Origin of the sequence: Rasiella rasia, assembly GCF_011044175.1 — a bacterium.
Lineage (GTDB): Bacteria > Bacteroidota > Bacteroidia > Flavobacteriales > Flavobacteriaceae > Marinirhabdus > Marinirhabdus rasia.
This window is the reverse complement of the sequence record NZ_CP049057.1, coordinates 1,445,408-1,465,454: the sequence shown is the minus strand read 5'-3', so window position 1 is coordinate 1,465,454 and position 20,047 is coordinate 1,445,408. Positions and strand designations below refer to the sequence as shown.

Genomic DNA, 20,047 nt, shown 5'->3' with positions numbered 1-20,047 from the left:
TTTATACCCCAAATTGCCTAAAATGGTGATCAAGATGTTTGTACTGCATCTTGCCCCATTGCTCTTTTGTCATAGCTCCAAAAGCTGGATGATCTGGCCATTCTTCACGTGAACGTTGGGTGTCAAACTCCTCTAACATTGCCTGTAATGCCTTTTTCTCTTCCTTAAAATCTCGCGCTTCTGTTTGTCTAAATTGTTTTAGCGTTGGCATATTCTTTCTCCAAGGCTTATCATTATACATGCTTCCTTTAAAGAAGGTCTTGGCAAACCAATTAGGCTTTAACCCGTATGTATTCTTTTCTAGAACAATATTTAAAGGCCCTCTGCAGTGATTTAACATTTGTCCTGCTGTCATCTTACCCCAGTGCTTTTGCGAATCTTCTGTAAGGTTTTGGAGTCTCGAATTAATTTCGTGGAAAGCTTCAGTATTGAATAGCGATTTCATACGTAAGTTATTGATTGGTTTTATAGTGAAGTTAAAGATACATTATTATCTTTATAAGAGTTTTGTGTGTGTGAATAAGCAAGTTACATCTTTTTCTATAAAGAATTGGAGCGAGAGCGACCGCCCCAGAGAAAAACTATTGCTTAAAGGTAAATCTGCCCTGTCTGATGCCGAGCTTCTAGCCATAATTATAGGCAGCGGAAACAAAAACGAGAGCGCAGTGGCTCTAAGTCAGCGTATTTTGGCGTCTTCTAATCACAATTTAAATTCACTTGGTAAACTAGACATAAATGAGCTCATGACCTTTAAAGGCATTGGTGAAGCAAAGGCAGTAACCATTGCTGCCGCACTAGAACTAGGTAGAAGAAGAAATAGTGAAGTTATACGTCAAAAAAATCAAATCACGTCTAGTCAATCGGTTTTTGAATTATTAGGAGCTACGTTAGGAGAGTTGCCGCATGAAGAATTTTGGATTGTCTATCTAGACAACTCGAACAAAGTATTACAAGCAGTGCAACTTAGCAAGGGCGGAATAACAGGAACTTTGGTAGATGTTCGCATTGTTTTTAAAAAGGCTTTGTTGTTAGGAGCTGTGGGAGTAATCTTAGCACATAACCATCCAAGCGGCACATTAAAGCCTAGTCAGGCAGATATTCAGCTTACTCAGAAATTGAAAACAGCTGGTCAACAATTAGACGTAAAAGTGCTCGATCATGTAATCATAACCGAATCTGCATATTTCAGTTTTGCAGATGAAGGGTTGCTGTAGTGCGTATATCTGTACTACAAATGGGGATGTTAGATTTAATAAAATTCGAATTAAGTTGCCGTCAGGGTTTACTATTTTGTTAGCTTTACTACCTTATGTTGCTTGTATATTGTCAAAAGATAACTCCTAGATTTACGTATGCTTTTAAGCATCTGCTATATCGTATTTTGGGCCTTGAGGTGTCCTTTACTTCTGTAATTGAAGAATTTATTGGTTATGACGGTGCAAAAATGTCATACGGTAAACAACCCCTCGGAAACGAACTGTTTGTTCAGGAAATTGGTCTTTTGTCGCAGCAAGGAATTGAAGATGTAAATCTTACCGTTAAAGACTGGAACGGTATCCCTACATTTTTTTCAACTAGCGAAAAGAGCAGTATTCCTTTCGATATGTTTTCTGCAGCGTTTTATCTCTTAAGTAGATATGAAGAATACTTGCCGCATGTAAAGGATTCTGCAGGACGATATCCAGCTTCCGAAAGTATTTCTTTTAAGCATGATTTTTTAGAATTACCGATTGTCGATATTTGGGCATTTACCTTTAAGGATATTCTTACTACAAGTTTTTCCGAAATAACGTTTCCGAAAAAGAAACATACCATACATAACATATTGCAAATACAGAGACCCTTTCAGTATGAGCAAAAAGGACTGTTTAGATCTGTAATTGGGTATGTACGAGATCTATCAAAATTTAAATTGAAACCTCTTGCAGAAAGAACCAAGGTGCTGCTAAAGGTGAGAAAAGATCCTTTTAACACGTTCACTTGGATTGTTAATGTCGCAAAACGTAGCTCCTCGCATCTCACAGCATTTTTTCTGTTGGGTGAAAACGAATCTTATCACGATAGCTTAAATACTCACAGAAAATCCTTTAAACAACTGGTAAAGTATGTTGGCGATTACAAAGAAATTGGCTTGCTTTATTCTGGACAATCTCTAGAAAGTTTTGAAACCTTACAGACAGAAAAGAAAAGAATTGAAGCTATTACAAATAGAACATTAAAATCTGCCAAACAAGCAAATTTCGTCTTAAGCTTGCCAGAAAATTATCGAAATCTAATCGAACTAGAAATTGTAAAAGATTTTACCATGGCATATCACGATCAACCCGGATTTAGAGGGGGTACATGTACGCCCTTTTTATTTTATGATCTAGATTATGAAATAAAAACGCCGCTACTTTTACATCCAGTTGCCGTTACTACTGAAGCTTTAAGTACATTCGATTCTCATAAAATTGAGACTAAAGTCAACAAGTTGCTTAGAGAGGTTATGACAGTGAAAGGTACCTTTAGCATGGTTTTTAGAAATGAAGACTTTGTAGCAGAAGATTCCAATGAAATATGGCGAACTTTGTTTTCAGAAACATTACAAGATTATGCGTAACATTACCGATGTATTTTTTGACCTAGACCATACTTTATGGGATTTCGATAAGAATTCTGGACTTGCATTTCAGCGCGTTTTTAACAAGCATCGTGTTGAACTTAAGCTTGCACAGTTTTTAGAGGTCTACGAGCCAATTAACTTTAACTATTGGAAAGCATACCGTGAAGAACGTGTTACAAAGCAAGAACTTAGAAGAGGAAGACTCATAGACACATTTGCCGCTTTTCAGATGGTATACCCAATGAACGTAATTGATGAAATGGCTGTTTCTTATATCGATGAACTCCCCGGAAATAATTACTTACTTGAGGGTGCTTCGGAAATTTTAACCTATCTGGCTTCGTCCTATAACCTACATATTATTACCAATGGTTTTACCGAGGTACAAGGAATTAAACTTAAGAATAGCGACATAGCTCATTTTTTTAAAACAGTAACCTCTTCTGAAGAAGTTGGTGTAAAAAAACCAAATAAGCTAGTTTTCGAGACCGCGCTGCAGAAGGCAAATAGTTCAGCTGCAAAGAGTATTATGATTGGCGATACTTTTGAAGCCGATATTGTTGGAGCCAACGCGGTTGGTATGAAAACTATTTTCTATAATTATAGAAATGAAAATATTTTTGGAAATCATATTACCATACATCACCTTAGGGAGATAAAGAATTACCTGTAAGATACTAATCCGTTAGATTGCGGCGTTATACTATAAATCCCCATAATGAATAGGCATCTTATAGTACCATTTGCTCTGGTTTTTGCATTGGTTTTGTTGTTTTCCTGCGTCAAGGATACAGACTTTACTCAAACCGACGACATTACCATTACGCCTGTTGTAGAGCTAGATTTGATCTTTTTTAATCTTAATGCTTCAGATTTTTTTGATACCATTACAAATACACCGCGATTGCAAGTGGTTGACACTACCGAGATTAGATTTTTAGATGATTCGTTTGTGCAAGATGATTTAAAACGTGCAGAATTTCTGTTTAATTTTACAAATGGCATTCCTCGTACTTTTCAAGTCGATTTTCAATTCTTGAATGAGCAGAATGATACTACTTATCAAACTCAAACCACAGTCGCAGAAGGCACTCCTGAGAATCCTATACCCACAACATTCACAGAAACAGTTGCTGAAGAAGAAGTTCTAAATCTAACCCAAGCAAATAAAGTTGTGGTTGCGGTAACAATACCTTCGGCAGATGCGGGATTGGAAGGAGAATTAAACCTTCAATCTAAAACTACATACTTCTTAGAAATCAAGAATTGATTTAAAAATTACTATGAAAAATTACTGTTTCTTCATTGTAGCCCTATGGGTGTGTACAAGTTTTGCCCAAAACAAGCAGGTTTTGTATGGTTTAACCGAGGCACCGCAAAATTTAATGCTTAATCCTGGTAGTAAAGTCCCATATAAAAAGCATTTCGGTATCCCGTTGTTTTCACAAATTCATATTAACGGGGGCTCATCAGGTGTTTCTGCCTATGATATTTTTCAAGAAAGTGATATAGATATTAACACGCGTATTCGAAATAAAATCTTTGAACTAGAAAACACAGATTTTTTTACTGCTACGCAACAGTTAGAGATACTTAGCTTTGGTTGGAGAAGCAAGAATGATATTTACTTTTCTGGAGGTGTATATCAAGAGTTCGATTTTATAACCTATTTTCCTCGTGACTTAGCAATCTTAGCATGGGAAGGAAATAGAGATTATCTTGATTACCCGTTTAACTTAGGAGAGTTAAGCTTAACAGCAGACTTACTTACTGTTTATCATTTTGGCGCTAATAAACAGCTAACAGATAAATTAACCTTAGGACTAAGAGCAAAAGTCTACTCAAGTATGATAAGCTTTAGTAGTACCGACAACCAAGGAACATTTACAACAAGTTTAGATACAGATGGTGTTAACATTTATGATCATACTATTGCAGACGCAAATGTTACCGTAAACACTTCTGGAGTTGCCTCTTTGCGAGATAGAGATGGAGCAGGTGATGTAAGTGGTGATATCTTAGGGCGCGCATTTTTTGGTGGTAATTTGGGAGTGGGTGTAGATATTGGTGCTACATACGATGTCACTAATAGAATTACGGCATCAGCAAGTGTTTTAGACTTAGGCGCTATCTTTCACACTAAAGATATTGAAAGCTATCAAGCAACTGGAGATTATACATTAAATGGAATTGAGTTAATCTTTCCACCGTTAGGCGATGGAGAGCCTACACTTCCTTATTACGATAACTTAGAAGATGAATTGGAAAATGAAATACCCATAGATACCATTACTTCTGGTTATACACAGTGGCGACCTCTTAAAATAAACGCAAGTGTTGAGTATGGCTTCGGAAATAGCATTGGGGGCGAATGCGATTGTACAAATCCAGGTGGTGGTGTTACTTGGCAACAAGCAATAGGAGCGCAATTTTATAGCATTTTTAGACCAAAAGGTCCCCAAATGGCAGGTACCGTGTACTACCGAAGAAAATTTACCGAAACACTCTCAGCAAAAGCCACCTATACTGTAGACCCTTATAGCACCTCCAACGTAGGGCTGGGTGTTGTTGCAGATATCGGGAAATTTAATTTATTTGTGGCAGCAGATAACCTCCTACGCTATGGTAATTTGGCCAAAGCAAAAAGTGTATCTTTACAACTCGGTTTAAATATTAAAATAGATGAAAGGTAAGGTGTTTTTTGTACTACTGTTCTTAATGATGAACAGCTATATAGGTTCTGCTCAACAATCCATGAGTGATTATAGTTATATTCAGGTTCCTGAAACATTCGAATTTTTAAAGGGAAAAGACCAACATCAGGTTAATTCATTAACCAAGTTTTTATTTAACAAATATGGCTTTAACGCATATTTCGAGAATGAACTTCCAAACGTTAGAAAATGTGATGGCCTTTATGCTGTTGTAGAAGGGCAGCCAGGCTTTATTTATACACGAATTACTGTTATTGTTAAAGATTGTAATGGAGTAGAGCTTTTCCGAAGTCAAGAAGGTAAGAGTAAGTTTAAAGAATATAAAAAGGCGTATCATCAGGCAGTTCGACGAGCATTCGAGAGTTTTGAAGAACTAGGTGTTCAGCAAAAAGAAATTAATCTAGACGATTCTTCATCTACCGCTACAACAAAGAATAGTGAACCTGTTTCTGAAGAAATTACTAATACTACATCTAAAGAGATTGTTGCTGCTAAAGGGAATATGCCAACAGCAAAATTTTCTAGTTATACGTATCAAGGGTCCTCTTTTCTACTTCGGAAAACGGCTGCGGGGTATACTTTGTCGCAGGAAGTGACAGGGGCAGACGAACTAGTCTTAGTAGGAAAACTTACCATGTTGAAAGATGGTGTACAATACACCGATAGTATGGGGTCTATGCACGAAGCTTTTTTCGATTCTGATAAAAATCTTTCGATAAAATTACCTGCTGGAACTAAAAAGTTCGTACTCGTAAAGAACTAGAAATCATATTTGTCTTTCCAAAGTTGTTTTAAATAACTACTAATAGACTTTTCTTTAGGATTGTTTCCTGGTTTGTAAAATGAAGTTCCTGAAATTTCTTCGGGTAAAAACTCGTGAGCAATAAAATTCCCCTCATAACTGTGAGCATATTTATACTGCTTACCATATCCTAGCTCTTTCATAAGCCTTGTAGGCGCGTTTCTAAGCGAAAGTGGCACAGATAGATTGTCGGTTTGTTTTACGAGCTGTTGGGCCTTGTTTATGGCTTCGTAGCTAGCGTTACTTTTTGGAGAGGTGGCTAAATAAATAGTACACTGACTTAAAAGTATTCTAGACTCGGGGTAACCAATAGTTGTAACGGCTTGAAATGTGCTGTTGGCTAGCACTAGGGCAGTAGGGTTGGCATTACCAATATCTTCGGAAGCAAGGATTAACAATCTCCTAGCAATAAATTTTACGTCCTCGCCGCCTTCAATCATTCGTGCAAGCCAATATACTGCGGCATTAGGGTCACTACCACGAATAGATTTAATAAAAGCCGAAATAATATCATAATGTTGTTCTCCAGTTTTGTCATAAAGTACTGTGTTCTTCTGAACTTTTTGTAGAACAAGGGTATTGGTGACTTCAACAATGTCTGCAGACTCAGATAAAACCACAAGTTCAAGCATATTTAATAATTTACGGGCATCTCCTCCCGAAAGCCTAATAAGCGCTTGAGTCTCTTTTAAGGTGATTTTCTTTTGAGACAGTAAAGTATCTGTTGCAATAGCTCTATTTAGCAGGTTCTCTAGGTCAGATTTACTAAAAGCTTCTAAAACATATACTTGACATCGTGACAAGAGGGCAGGTATAACTTCAAAACTTGGATTTTCAGTGGTAGCGCCAATAAGTGTAACCCAGCCCTTTTCAACTGCTCCTAAAAGCGAATCTTGCTGCGATTTACTAAAACGATGTATCTCATCTATAAATAGAATAGGATTTTTGGTGGTAAATAAGCCGCTACCTTGTTTAGCTTTATTAATAACTTCTCTAACAGCTGCTACTCCACTGTCTATGGCACTTAAAGTATGGAACGGGCGTCCAGACTGATTGGCTATAATGTTTGCCAGTGTTGTTTTACCGGTTCCTGGAGGTCCCCATAAAATTAACGACGATAAAACACCAGACTGTAATTGAGCGGTTAGTGAACCTTCTGGCCCCACCAGGTGTTGTTGGCTGAAATATTCATCCAACGATTTTGGACGTATTCGTTCTGCTAAAGGGACATTCATGCTGTAAATTTACAATATTCGAAAAGTGTACACTGACAATTTATCACAATTTCGTTCTTGGGTTAATTTTTGAAGAAGAAGAAATATGTCTGCTAAAAAGCCTTTAGAGTTTTCATTAGAAGTAATAACATATCCGCTACTATTTGTATTTGTAGCGTGGTTGGTATTTTGGGCAGAAACAAGATTTAAAGTGAATCTAAACTACTTAGGAATTGTCCCTAAAAGTGTAGAAGGTCTACGGGGTATTCTTTTTGCACCGTTCATTCATGGAAGTTTAAAACACCTGTTTAATAACTCCATACCACTGTTAGTATTAGGAACAGCGTTGTTCTATTTTTATCGAAATATTCGTTTTCGAGTTTTCTTCATTGGGTTTATTCTAACAGGTTTGCTTACTTGGATTATAGGAAGACCGGCAACACATATTGGTGCCAGCGGAATAGTATATTTATTAGCTTCATTTCTATTTTTCAAAGGAATTTTCTCTAAACAATATCAACTCACCGCATTGGCCTTTGTGGTTGTCTTTCTGTACGGTAGCTTATTGTGGTATGTGTTTCCTATCGATCCAAAAATATCATGGGAGGGACATCTATCTGGCTTACTCGTTGGATTGTTATTGGCAGTACTATTTCGTAAAAACCCTGTTCAGAATAAAAAATTTGAATGGGAAAAGGAAAGTTATAATCCTGAAGACGATGAATTTATGAAGCATTTCGATGAGGATGGAAACTTTATTGAATCGTTGCCTGTTGACGATGATGAAACGGTCTCGAACGATGAGCTTTCTGAAAAAAAAGATTTGAAGATTGTCATTCGATATTCTTATAAAAAGTCTGATAAAAAAACAGATACTTTATAAAGTCCTTTGTCTAATTACTTCGTATAAAAATGCACCGCATGCAACCGAAACATTTAGAGAGTTAATCGAGCCAAGGAGTGGGAGGGAAGCACTATCATCTACTAGTGATAGAACAGATTTCGAAACACCTTTACCTTCAGAACCCATTACGATAGCTAAGGCTTGGTTTAAATTTTTTTGATAAATAGTTTCATTGCTTTTTTCGGTAGCAGCTAATGTTGTAATACCCGACCCTTGCAGATAGAATATAGCATCTTTTATGTGGTCTACTTTACACACTGGAATGCTAAAAATCGCACCAGCAGAAGTCTTAACGGTGTCACCACTTACAGGAGCTCCTCCTTTTTTTTGTATAATAACAGCATCTACTCCTGTACATTCAGCGGTTCGTAATATAGCACCAAAGTTTCTAACGTCGCTTATTTGATCAAGCACAAGAAATAAAGGAGTTTTGTTTTGTGCTAATACGCCCTCTACGGTGGCTTCTAAGCTCGGGAAGTTAATCGGAGAGGTAATTGCCACAATTCCTTGATGATTCCCTCGTGTAAGGCGATTAAGCTTTTCAATAGGCACTTCATTTATCGTGGTTCCTGTTGCTTGAGCTTCATCGACTATAGATTGTATTTTTGGATTTTGAATATCTTTTTGAACATACAGTTTGTCTAGTACAGTGTCAGATTTAAGAGCTTCTAACACTGGGTAGATACCAAAAATTTTATTTTCTTTCTTCATAGTACAAAAGTAAAAAACCATCACGGGTTAACGTGATGGTTTTAATATAAATAGTAAAACTATTATTTATTCTTCAATTGGAGGATCAGAGAACTCAACCTCGTAGTTGAATGCCTGAAGTAAACCAGCTGCGGTCATTAATACACCGTCAGTGTTTGCTCCATTCCAAGTACCTGGTGCACTTTCATCTTCTGGATCAGTAGGACAGTCACAAGCAGTTTGCTCAAAGCTGTACACTACACCATCTACAGTAGTAGCTGTTCCAAAAAATTCAAAGCTATCTCCTTCTTCAAAAGTAGAAACGTCTACACCAAAAAGGCCAGCCATATCAGCTCCAGAGAAACTTACGTCAAAAGGAAAAGATGTTGTGCTTCTAAATGGAATAGTATCTGTAGAAGCACCAGTGAAACTTCCTCTTACACTTAATTCATAAGATGCAAGATTTCCGTTTGGATCTTCAGTCATTGCACTAAAGTTAGCACTTGTTGGATCTGCACCTGCATTAAATTCAGGAGCTTCAACGAATTTTACGAATCCACCATTTCCTAATTCAGGAAAACGTGCTTTATCTTCATCTTCACAACTGGTTAGCGAGGTTAATCCCACTACTGCTATGAAGGCTAATGTTATATATTTAAAATTTTTCATAATTTATTTAATTAGAATTGTGATTAGTCTAAGTTAGCAGAATTTGTATCCCAGAAAACTCTAGTATTAGGTCCTTGTTGCTGAATGTTAGGGTTACCATCAATTTCAGTACTTGGGTATCTAAACGATCTTGGGAACGGACCTGCAGGAATAATAGGTGCCTGTAAGTCTGGTCCAGCTGTTCTTCTGTATAGGTTATAAGGTTCTGTACCGTTACCCCATGCAGCGATAAAATGCTCTCTAGCAATAATTTCTAGTTTTCCTGCATTGTTTGCACTGTTGTATTCTGAAAGAACACGAGATACGTATGCATCAATATCAGCATTTGTCATTGCAAAATCACCAGAATCTAATCCGTCGGCAAAACCACGTACCTTATCCATACTTCTTCTAATACCTAATTCTAAGTAGTTAGAAGCACTTCCTGATGTACCTAAGGTAAGAGCAGCTTCAGCTAAAGCAAAATGCGTATATGAAGCTAAGTATATTGGACGAATACCAGCACCGTTTAAGGTTGCAGTATTAGCTCTTGATTCTATAAATGAATCATCATCAAAAGCACCTCCACCTGGGTACACTCCGTATACAGTTCTTTTGAAACCATCATTCGGAAGACCTTCATCATCTGCGTGGTCACGACCCCAGTATAAGTTTCCAACATAGCAATAGTCATATGCAGAAAAGTTAGCCTCACATGGTAAATCTGATCCTGAAGGATCTGATGAAGTCTGTCGGTAAAAATAGTAACGAGCTCTAGGGTCTACAGTACCGTTTTCAACAAAAAGACCATCCGCACTTCCTACATTCATTAAATCATATAAGTTATTACTCATACGTTGCCCAGCACCTGCGGCTAAGTAACTAGATGTAAAGAATGGGTGTCTACTTTCAGGAGAATCTGTAGCAGAGTATGAAAATTGGAAGTCTTCATCGTTATTATCAATAATGTTTCCAGAAAGTGCAGCGTTAATTCCACTAGCGTTACCAGTATTAAGATTCGCACGGATTTTTAATGTATTTGCCAAGGCAATCCATTTGCTCGCATCAAAAGTTTCATAATAAAGATCTTCAGGAATTCTAACACCTGTAGTATTATTACCTAAGTTAAAGTTTGCAATAGCAGCATCTAAAAGTTCTAATTGAGCAGCATAAATAGTCTCACCTGGATCAACATTAGGATTAGGAAATTCAGATGGATTGTTTGCTTCTGAAAAAGGAACATCTCCAACATAATCAACTAATAACATATAAGCGTATGCTTCAATAACTTGAGCCATACCTAAGTGATAAGGAATACCACCTGTTTCTGCTTGTGCTTCGTTAATTCCATCAAGTAAGTCGATGTTAGAAAACATCTGATATGATTGTGCCCATGGTCCTGTAGCTAAAGACAAAGTATTTCCATCAACAGCATTATTGTAAGTTCCAAATAGGTTTACCTGACGTGTGATTTGACGAGAAGTACCGCTATATCCACCAACGATACCATTGAAGGTAATTTGAATATCGTTTAATACGAAATTTGGATCTGCGTTATCTATAGTTACATCATTAGGACTCACTAAAAGCTCTAATTCACCGGTCTCACAGCTTACAAAGAAAGCTACAATCGCCGAAAGTAATGTGATTTTTAAAATATTTTTCATAATAGTTATTTATATAAGTTTAAGTACAATTATATAACAACCGAGGTAATAAATTACTACCTCGGATTGTACTTTTTTTTTAGAATGTTGCTTTTACACTAAATGAGTAGCGCTTAGACGAAGGACCAGTTTGGAAATCCAAACCATCACCATTACCAACACCAGTACTTAATGCTTCAGGATCGAAATTAAATGCTTGTGGAATGTTGAATGTTCTTACATATAAGTTCTGTCCTGAAATTCCAAAGGTTACATTACCAAATGGAGTTCTGTCTAACATTTTCTCGTCTAGGCTATAAGTCAATGAAACTTCTCTTAAACGTAAGTGAGACGCATCGTAGATACCTTGTCCTACTGGGTCTACTAAGTTGATGAAGAATACATCGTTAGCACCAATCTGAATTGTGTTCTCTATAAAGTCACCATTAGCATCTGTTAAAGGCTGCCCTGTATTTGGGTTTGCCAAGATACCTGGAATTACATAACTACCTTCTCTGTTGTCAACATTTACAGTTGTAACACCACGTCTGTAGTACTGAGTTGCGGTTTGAGAGAAAATATCTCCTCCATGCGTATACTCTACTTGAGCAGAAAGTGTTAGTCCTTTATATGCAAATGTATTAATTGTAGTTGCTCTCCAATCTGGATTAGGATCACCTACAGTTTCAAACGGTAAACCTAAATCATCACTATTGATAACTTTACCATCATTAGGGTTAATTAATAACACCCCTTCAACACCAACATTTTGAATACCCAAATCATTATCTGGAGTAGTGTTGTTTACATCATATCTAGCAGCGTAGTTACCTTTAATAACACCTAAAGCTTCTCCTTCAGATGCATAGTTACCTAGACCAATAAATCCAGCATATGGGAAAGCCTCTAGTCCACCTAAGTCAACTACTTGGTTTTCAAATGCAGTAAAGTTATTACGTAGGCTCCATGTAAAGTCGTCGCTCTTTAATAGCGTAAAGTCAACCCCTAATTCCACACCTTCAATTTCACTTTCAGCAACGTTGTCGTTAATGTTAGTAAAACCAGTAGATGGATTAGTTGGTCTGTTTACGATTTGATCTTCAATAATACGCTTGTACACTGTTGCATCAATAGATAATCTTCTATTGAACATTTCAACTTCAGCACCAACTTCAAATTCTTTTTGAAGCTCAGGCTTCAAGTCTGGATTTGGACTTCCAGCAGGTAAAGAGTTAATTGTAGTTGTGTTTCCGTTAGCTTGAACAAACGAGTTAGATACAGTATTTAATGTAGCTCTTGTTCCGTATAATCCTGGGAAACGAGCAGAAGTACCGTAACCAGCACGTAACTTCAAGAAGTTTAATGCACCGTTAGAACTTACTCCGTCTAATGACGTAGGGATGAATGATAATGATACCCCTGGATAGAAAATAGATCTATTTTCTTGCTCTACGTTAGATCCCCAGTCATTTCGTCCAGATAATGTTAAGAATAAGAAGTTGTCGTAGTCAAAAGAAGCTTCACCATAGGCTCCTAAAATGTTACGCTCAAGTCTGTAATCTAAATTTCCAGCAACTGGATCGTTGTTTTGCTGTGTTAAGAAGTTTCTGTGGTTAAAGAAACCAAATACTACTTGTCCAACACTTGAAATACCAAACTGCTCATACTCATCTCTTCTTGCGTTGAAACCTAATTGAGCGGTCATGTCAAACTTTTCTGTAAGACTGATATTGTTAAAACTAAAGTTTAAGTTGTGGTCAAAGATAAAGTTTGTTCCTTCAGTAGTTCTTAAGTAACCACCGTTGTTGTAAGGTACTGTAACGTTTCCTTTAGCTACACGAAACTCTTGGTTTTCTGTGTATGTATCTAAACCAAAACGGTAAGAAGCTAAAATGTTCTCAGAAATCTCGTAAGATGCTGATAACTTTCCGTAGAAACGGTTCGTTTTTTGCTCTAAACCTGCATTATCTACTAACCAGTATGGGTTTTCTTGGTCACCACGGTAGTATACACTAGATCTATCGTTTGGATTCTCATATGGTAAGTTACCAAGGTCTAAGTTACGAGGTATAAATAATAAACGTGTAAAGATAGAGATTGCACCAGCAGCATTGTTTGCAGCAATTGGTGGAGTGTTTACCTCTAAGCTACTAAAGTTAGCAGTTCCATCAAAGCTAAACTTGTTAGAAAGCTTTGTAGATCCACCCATACCAATATTGTAACGAGTTAATCCGTTATTAGGAATATAACCATCTTCTGTAGTGTAACCAAAGTTAATGTTATAGCGACTTCCGCCTTCTCCTGGAGAACCAGATACGTTAACAGATGTAGAACTACCAATACCTGTTCTGAAGAAATCTGAAACGTTATTCTCAGCAGCAGTGTAAGGAATCTCTAATCCATCAAACTCAGGGAAAAGATCCCCTTGAGTCGCATATGGGTGAGCGATTGTAAGACCTGCATCAAAACGTCCACCCCAGTTTCCTACGAAACCTGGGTTAGGAGTATTGTCAGAACCTTGTCCGTAATCATTTTGGTAATCAGGAAGGTTAGAAATTTGTGTCGTGTAAACAGACTGAGATAAAGTAATCTCAAATTTCTTATTTAAATTTTTAGAACTTCCGTTTTTTGTGGTAATTAATACAACACCATTTCTACCTTGTTGTCCGTATAATACAGCAGCACTTAAACCTTTCAATACACTAACACTTTCAATGTTGTTAGGATCTAAATCTAAGAAACGGCTACTAGTAACAGAGTTACCACCGGCAAAACCAGATTGTTGATTAGTACCCCCGTCAAAAGGAACACCATCTACGATAAATAGTGGCTGATTACTACCAGTAATCGAACTTTTTGAACGAATGATGAAGTTTGTTCCAGAACCAGTGGCACCACCAGTACCTGTAATCTGAACACCAGCAACCTTACCGTTTAACGTTCTAACAACGTCAGATTCCGGTTTGTTTTCAACAGCTTCAGCTTCTAAGGTACTTACAGCATATCCAAGAGCCTTTTTCTCTCTAGGTATACCATAACCAGTTACTACTACTTCCTCAAGCGCCTGAGCATCTTCTTCCATTTGGATGCTTATGTTACTTGCAGCACCAACAGGGCGCTCAGTAGTTTTAAAACCAACGTAACTAAACACAAGTGTCTGTCCCATACTGGCAGAGATAGAATAATTTCCATCAAAATCAGATTGAGTACCGTTACTCGTGCCTTTAACGATGATATTTACTCCTGGTAAGGGCAAACCGCCATTGTCGGTCACCGTACCGGAGATTGTTTTTTCTTGTGCGAACGTGAGTTGCACTACTAACGCTAGTAAAAGCGTTAAAATTCCACTAAACTTTGTTCTCATTTTATAATTTATTTGAATTAGCCAATGCCAAAAATCACAATAAAAAGTTAATTACACAACTTTTTAAACTTAAAATTTGGTTTTTTTTTAATCTGTTTGTTAAGCTATTGTTAGCATTACTTAAAATTTGGAAGTCAGGCTCAGGTGTATTTTTGTATTCGAAAACCTAAATTCTTGATTTTCAGAATTCCCATTTGCAACGTTAAAGCGAAGTAGGCCTCCCTTTGTTTGCAATCCTAAGCCAATTCCAAAACTGTACAATTTTTCTTTAACCGCTAATATACTGTTTTCGAAATAACCTAAATCAATGATGCTGTGTAAATATAAGCCCTGATCTAAAATATATCGGTACTCTGTGTTGAGTACCGAAAATAGCGAAGCATCTATACTGTTTTCATTAAATCCACGAATGCTGTTTATTCCTCCAAACCGAAATAGCTCGTTGGTTAAATAAGTGTCGCTAAATAAAGAGCTTGTGCTGTTTTGTAAATATACTGCGTTATTACTGTTTAAGTTAAAAATATGGTTTATTAATAAGGTAGCTCTTGTCTGGTTCTCAGAAATGTCTAGACGGGTGCGTTCTCCAATCTCTGTCTGTAATAGGATTTCAGTCTTTTTTGGAAATAATGCTGACTCTTGTCGTAGTACAACGCTGCCCCCTACAATCGCAAACTTAGATTGGTAATCTTCAATGGCGCTCCCTGCTAATGCCTCATCTAAAAGATTGCTGCTTTCATAACCTTTGTATCCAGCGTAGACTGTTGAGACTGGATTTAGCTGATAACTTACTTGTGCCATTTGCTCTGTGGTTACAAAGGTACTATCTCGTTTAAAAATTTTTAATTCTAATCCTACTCCAAATGGAGACTTCAGTAAATAAGGCATGGTGACTTTTGCTCTAAAATTTTGTTGTTCGTCGCCATCTGCCTTGTAGTTTATTATAAACTGTTCTCCAAAATTTAAGTTGTTGTTTAGTTCTAAGTTGATATACCCGTTTAGTTGTAATCGCTGTGTTGTCTCGTCGGTGGCAAAACCTAAAATACCATCAAACAAATTGTTGTTCTGTTTTTCTAGATAAAAGTAGGCGGTAGTAGTTTCTTCTCTAAAAAGTACTTCTGGGGCCTTTGTGCTTTTTGCAAAACCTAAATTATCTATAATCGCGTTTTGCAGCAATAATTTTTTTTTGCTGAAAGGTTTGCCTTTTCTTATGCCGGCAAAATATTTAAGATACGATCTAGGGAATTTGTCGTAGCCTTTGATGACAATCGAATCTAGAGTTCGGGTAACATTCCCTTCGGTACCAAGTTGTGCTGAGAGATAATTGTTTTGTATTTCTATGTTCTGTAAGCGAAGTCTAGCAAAAGCATTTCCGGTTTCTGTTTGTATTGCATTGAGTTTTTGAAGTGCTAACTCTGCGGTTTCAAAATTTAAAATGAAATAATTGTCTGTTACTTCTTCGGAAATTTGTTGCAACTCTTTTTTGCTGAAACTAGATGTATCGTAATAAACTTTAATGTAATTAAATTTCTTTCCGAAATAGTAGGTAGCTAAATAGGTGCTGTCGTTTAATTTCGAAAGCTGCTCTAAGTTGGCTTGCAGATATCCAAAGCGTTGTAGTTTTACTGCCGTGGTGTCTACTTCTTTTTTAAGAGACAGATAATCTACAAAGGAATTTTCCGAAGCAAGGCTGTCGCGTAACGATTGAGAAATGGTTTTTTCTGCTTCAAATTTTAGGTAAAGTTGCTGTGCAAAAATTCCTTGATGGAATAGTGTATATATATTAAGGTATAAAAATATGTATAAAATTTGCTTCAAGAATCTTCGTTTTTCGCGTGTAAATCTAACGTTTCAGAAGCATTTTTCATATACGAAATGATCGGTTATTAAAAAGGTTTGTAAAATTAATAAGATGGGGTTTGATAAATCAAATAAAAATTCTACCTTTGCGCCCCCTTATAGTGGGGAAATTATATCATTAATTTAAGTATAACAAGGATTTTATGCCAACTATTTCACAATTAGTACGTAAAGGAAGAGCCAAAATAACCAAGAAGAGTAAATCGGCTGCTTTAGATTCGTGCCCGCAACGCCGCGGTGTGTGTACGCGTGTATATACCACTACACCAAAAAAACCAAACTCTGCAATGCGTAAAGTTGCTCGTGTTAGGTTAACAAATGGTAAAGAGGTAAACGCTTACATCGGAGGTGAGGGACACAACCTACAAGAGCACTCGATAGTATTGGTTAGAGGCGGAAGGGTAAAAGATTTACCGGGAGTTAGATATCATATCGTTCGTGGAGCCTTAGACACCGCTGGTGTTGCAGGAAGAACACAACGTAGATCTAAATACGGTGCAAAACGCCCTAAGAAGTAATTTTAAACAGTTTTAAAACGAAGAAATGAGAAAAAGAGCAGCCAAGAAAAGACCGCTTTTACCGGATCCAAGGTTTAACGACCAATTGGTAACACGTTTTGTTAATAACATGATGTGGGACGGAAAAAAATCGGTGGCTTTTAAAGTTTTTTACGATGCAATAGATATCGTAGAAGAGAAAAAAACAGACGACGAGAAAACAGGTTTAGAACTTTGGAAAGATGCCCTTTCTAATGTAATGCCTCACGTTGAAGTGCGTAGCCGCCGAGTTGGTGGTGCTACCTTTCAAATACCTATGCAAATTCGTGCAGACCGTAAGATATCTACCGCTATGAAGTGGTTGATTGGGTTTGCTAGAAAGCGTAACGAAAAATCAATGGCCCAAAAATTGGCTTCAGAAATTCTTGCTGCAGCCAAAGAAGAAGGAGCTGCAGTTAAAAAGCGTACTGATACGCATAAAATGGCTGAAGCAAATAAGGCATTCTCACACTTTAGATTCTAATAGAAATGGCACAAAGAGATTTAAAATTTACAAGAAATATAGGGATTGCTGCGCATATTGATGCAGGTAAAACCACAACTACAGAGCGTATTCTTTACTATACTGGAGTGAGTCACAAAATTGGTGAAGTTCACGATGGTGCAGCAACGATGGACTGGATGGAGCAAGAGCAGGAGCGAGGTATTACAATTACTTCGGCTGCTACTACTTGTACTTGGAAGTTTCCATTAGAAAATGCAGAGCCTACACCAGAAACAAAAGATTACCATTTTAATATTATTGACACTCCTGGTCACGTAGATTTTACTGTTGAAGTAAACCGTTCGCTACGTGTTTTAGATGGGTTGGTGTTCTTGTTTAGTGCTGTAGATGGTGTTGAGCCACAATCTGAAACAAACTGGAGACTTGCAGACAATTATAAAGTGCCACGTATTGGTTTTGTAAACAAAATGGACCGTCAAGGATCTAATTTCTTGGCAGTTTGTCAGCAAGTAAAAGATATGTTGAAGTCTAATGCAGTGCCAATTGTATTGAACATTGGTGATGAAATGGACTTTAAAGGAATTATTGATCTTGTGAAGAACCGTGCAATAGTTTGGCATGATGAAACACAGGGGTCTACTTTTGATGTAATCGAAATTCCAGAAGAGTTAAAAGCAGAGGCTCGTAAGTATAGAGCATTGCTTATCGAAGAGGTTGCTAGTTACGATGAGAACCTACTTGAAAAATTCATGGAAGATGAAGATTCTATAACTGAAGATGAAGTGCACGCTGCACTTCGCGCTGCTGTTATGGATATGGCTATCATTCCGATGATTTGTGGATCTGCGTTTAAAAACAAAGGTGTTCAGTTTTTGTTAGATGCAGTTTGTCGTTACTTGCCTTCTCCAGTAGATAAAGAAGGTATTGTTGGTGTGAATCCAGATACAGAAAAAGAAGAAATTAGAAAGCCAGACGTGTCTGCTCCATTTGCAGCCTTGGCTTTTAAAATTGCAACAGATCCTTTTGTAGGTCGTTTAGCATTTTTCCGTGCGTACTCTGGTCGTTTAGATGCAGGTTCTTATATTTTGAACAACCGTTCAGGTAAAAAAGAACGTATCTCACGTATCTATCAAATGCACTCTAATAAACAAAATGCTATTGATTATATCGAAGCAGGAGATATTGGAGCAGCTGTTGGTTTTAAAGACATCAAGACAGGTGATACTATGTCTGATGAAAAGCACCCGATTGTTTTAGAGTCTATGGATTTCCCAGACCCAGTAATTGGTATTGCGGTAGAGCCTAAGACGAAAGCCGATGTAGATAAATTAGGAATGGCTTTAGGGAAACTTGCTGAAGAGGATCCAACGTTTACAGTGCGTACAGACGAAGCTTCAGGACAGACTATTATTTCTGGAATGGGTGAGCTTCACTTAGATATTATTGTAGATCGTTTACGACGTGAGTTTAAGGTAGAAGTAAACCAAGGACAGCCACAAGTAGAGTACAAAGAAGCTATTACAAGAAAAGCAGATCACAGAGAGGTTTACAAAAAGCAATCTGGTGGTCGTGGTAAATTTGCTGATATCGTATTTACTTTAGAGCCAGCAGAAGAAGGAGCTGAAGGATTAATTTTTGAATCTGCTATTAAAGGTGGTAATGTTCCTAAAGAATTTATCCCTTCAGTAGAAAAAGGATTTAAAATGGCGATGGTGAATGGACCGTTAGCTGGATATGAAGTAGATTCTATGAAAGTAACATTGACAGATGGTTCTTACCACGATGTCGATTCAGATCAACTTTCGTTTGAACTTGCTGCAAAACTTGGATTTAAAAATGCTGCGAAAGCTGCGAAAGCGGTAATTATGGAGCCTATTATGAAACTTGAGGTAATTACTCCTGAAGAAAATATGGGTGATATAGTAGGAGATTTAAATCGTCGTCGTGGACAAGTAAGTGACATGGGTGATAGAGCTGGTGCTAAAACTGTAAAAGCTACGGTGCCACTTTCTGAAATGTTCGGATATGTAACTACGTTACGTACGCTTTCATCAGGTCGTGCTACATCAACAATGGAATTTTCACATTATGCAGAAACTCCTTCTAATATTTCAGAAGAAGTAATCGCTGCAGCAAGAGGAACCGCTAACGCTTAATATTTCAGCAATGAGTCAAAAAATAAGAATTAAATTAAAATCGTACGATCATAGTTTAGTGGACAAATCTGCTGAAAAAATCGTTAAAACTGTAAAAAGTACCGGTGCTGTGGTAACTGGGCCAATCCCACTACCTACACATAAAAAGATATTTACTGTATTGCGTTCACCGCACGTAAATAAGAAGAGTAGAGAGCAATTTCAATTAAGTTCTTATAAGAGACTTTTGGATATCTACAGCTCTTCTTCAAAAACAATTGACGCTCTAATGAAATTAGAGTTGCCAAGTGGTGTAGAGGTAGAGATCAAGGTATAAGAATATTTCCGAATAAATTCGGAAGACATGTCCTAAGCTTGTAAGCAAGGGAAAAGCGGTAAACAAAATAACATTCGGGGTCGAATTTATTTTGACCCCGTTTGGTTTGAATAAGAATAATGCCGAGAA

The 20,047-nt window shown here is 37.2% G+C and carries 18 protein-coding genes; 11 read left to right on the top strand and 7 right to left on the bottom strand.

Annotated elements, in window-relative coordinates:
• Nucleotide 1 precedes the first annotated feature (1 nt).
• Complete coding sequence (locus tag G5B37_RS06630; RefSeq protein ID WP_164679271.1) at nt 2-445, bottom strand: DUF1569 domain-containing protein; 444 nt, start codon at nt 443-445, stop codon at nt 2-4.
• Between the two features lie 70 nt (nt 446-515).
• Here G5B37_RS06630 and radC point away from each other — a divergent pair, with 70 nt between their 5' ends.
• From radC to G5B37_RS06600, 6 genes are all read left to right on the top strand, one after another.
• Nucleotides 516-1,214 carry a RadC family protein gene (gene radC / locus G5B37_RS06625; RefSeq protein WP_164679270.1) on the top strand — a complete coding sequence of 233 codons (699 nt, stop codon included), beginning with the start codon at nt 516-518 and terminating at the stop codon, nt 1,212-1,214.
• Nucleotides 1,215-1,309: 95 nt separating this feature from the next.
• Nucleotides 1,310-2,602: a DUF7033 domain-containing protein gene (locus G5B37_RS06620; RefSeq protein ID WP_164679269.1), complete on the top strand. Its 1,293-nt coding sequence runs from the start codon at nt 1,310-1,312 to the stop codon at nt 2,600-2,602.
• On the top strand, nt 2,595-3,278 hold the full coding sequence (locus G5B37_RS06615) for a YjjG family noncanonical pyrimidine nucleotidase (protein WP_164679268.1): 684 nt from the start codon (nt 2,595-2,597) through the stop codon (nt 3,276-3,278). Before G5B37_RS06620 ends, G5B37_RS06615 begins: the two co-directional genes overlap by 8 nt.
• A 45-nt stretch (nt 3,279-3,323) precedes the next feature.
• On the top strand, nt 3,324-3,875 hold the full coding sequence (locus G5B37_RS06610; RefSeq protein ID WP_164679267.1) for a hypothetical protein: 552 nt from the start codon (nt 3,324-3,326) through the stop codon (nt 3,873-3,875).
• Nucleotides 3,876-3,888: 13 nt separating this feature from the next.
• Complete coding sequence (locus G5B37_RS06605) at nt 3,889-5,298, top strand: DUF5723 family protein (RefSeq protein ID WP_164679266.1); 1,410 nt, start codon at nt 3,889-3,891, stop codon at nt 5,296-5,298.
• The gene (locus G5B37_RS06600; protein WP_164679265.1) at nt 5,288-6,082 is read left to right on the top strand and encodes a hypothetical protein; all 795 of its coding nucleotides are present in this window, start codon (nt 5,288-5,290) and stop codon (nt 6,080-6,082) included. Before G5B37_RS06605 ends, G5B37_RS06600 begins: the two co-directional genes overlap by 11 nt.
• Here G5B37_RS06600 and G5B37_RS06595 read toward each other — a convergent pair.
• Nucleotides 6,079-7,356: a replication-associated recombination protein A gene (locus G5B37_RS06595; RefSeq protein WP_164679264.1), complete on the bottom strand. Its 1,278-nt coding sequence runs from the start codon at nt 7,354-7,356 to the stop codon at nt 6,079-6,081. The genes G5B37_RS06600 and G5B37_RS06595 overlap by 4 nt on opposite strands.
• Before the next feature lie 85 nt (nt 7,357-7,441).
• Between G5B37_RS06595 and G5B37_RS06590 the strand changes: the two genes are divergently transcribed.
• Nucleotides 7,442-8,218, top strand: coding sequence for a rhomboid family intramembrane serine protease (locus G5B37_RS06590; protein WP_164679263.1), 777 nt, complete (start codon nt 7,442-7,444; stop codon nt 8,216-8,218).
• On the opposite strand, the gene rlmB is transcribed toward G5B37_RS06590, so the two are convergent.
• From rlmB to G5B37_RS06565, 5 genes are all read right to left on the bottom strand, one after another.
• Nucleotides 8,213-8,950: a 23S rRNA (guanosine(2251)-2'-O)-methyltransferase RlmB gene (rlmB, locus tag G5B37_RS06585; protein WP_164679262.1), complete on the bottom strand. Its 738-nt coding sequence runs from the start codon at nt 8,948-8,950 to the stop codon at nt 8,213-8,215. The genes G5B37_RS06590 and rlmB overlap by 6 nt on opposite strands.
• Before the next feature lie 66 nt (nt 8,951-9,016).
• Entirely contained in the window at nt 9,017-9,598 is a 582-nt protein-coding gene (locus G5B37_RS06580) for a hypothetical protein (RefSeq protein WP_164679261.1), read from the bottom strand.
• 23 nt (nt 9,599-9,621) lie between these two features.
• Nucleotides 9,622-11,244 (bottom strand): SusD/RagB family nutrient-binding outer membrane lipoprotein, encoded by a 1,623-nt coding sequence (locus tag G5B37_RS06575; protein ID WP_164679260.1) that lies wholly within the window; start codon nt 11,242-11,244, stop codon nt 9,622-9,624.
• A gap of 79 nt (nt 11,245-11,323) precedes the next feature.
• Nucleotides 11,324-14,587 carry a SusC/RagA family TonB-linked outer membrane protein gene (locus tag G5B37_RS06570; protein ID WP_164679259.1) on the bottom strand — a complete coding sequence of 1,088 codons (3,264 nt, stop codon included), beginning with the start codon at nt 14,585-14,587 and terminating at the stop codon, nt 11,324-11,326.
• 120 nt (nt 14,588-14,707) lie between these two features.
• Entirely contained in the window at nt 14,708-16,402 is a 1,695-nt protein-coding gene (locus G5B37_RS06565) for a BamA/TamA family outer membrane protein (protein ID WP_164679258.1), read from the bottom strand.
• Between the two features lie 185 nt (nt 16,403-16,587).
• Here G5B37_RS06565 and rpsL point away from each other — a divergent pair, with 185 nt between their 5' ends.
• Genes rpsL through rpsJ form a run of 4 tightly spaced genes read left to right on the top strand, consistent with a single transcriptional unit; the run spans nt 16,588 to nt 19,918 of the window.
• Nucleotides 16,588-16,962: a 30S ribosomal protein S12 gene (gene rpsL / locus G5B37_RS06560; protein WP_010181934.1), complete on the top strand. Its 375-nt coding sequence runs from the start codon at nt 16,588-16,590 to the stop codon at nt 16,960-16,962.
• A 25-nt stretch (nt 16,963-16,987) separates the two neighbouring features.
• Nucleotides 16,988-17,464, top strand: a complete 477-nt coding sequence (gene rpsG, locus G5B37_RS06555; RefSeq protein WP_164679257.1) for a 30S ribosomal protein S7 — start codon at nt 16,988-16,990, stop codon at nt 17,462-17,464.
• Nucleotides 17,465-17,469: 5 nt separating this feature from the next.
• Nucleotides 17,470-19,602, top strand: a complete 2,133-nt coding sequence (gene fusA, locus G5B37_RS06550; protein ID WP_164679256.1) for an elongation factor G — start codon at nt 17,470-17,472, stop codon at nt 19,600-19,602.
• A 10-nt stretch (nt 19,603-19,612) separates the two neighbouring features.
• Complete coding sequence (rpsJ, locus tag G5B37_RS06545; RefSeq protein WP_092133880.1) at nt 19,613-19,918, top strand: 30S ribosomal protein S10; 306 nt, start codon at nt 19,613-19,615, stop codon at nt 19,916-19,918.
• Nucleotides 19,919-20,047 lie beyond the last annotated feature (129 nt).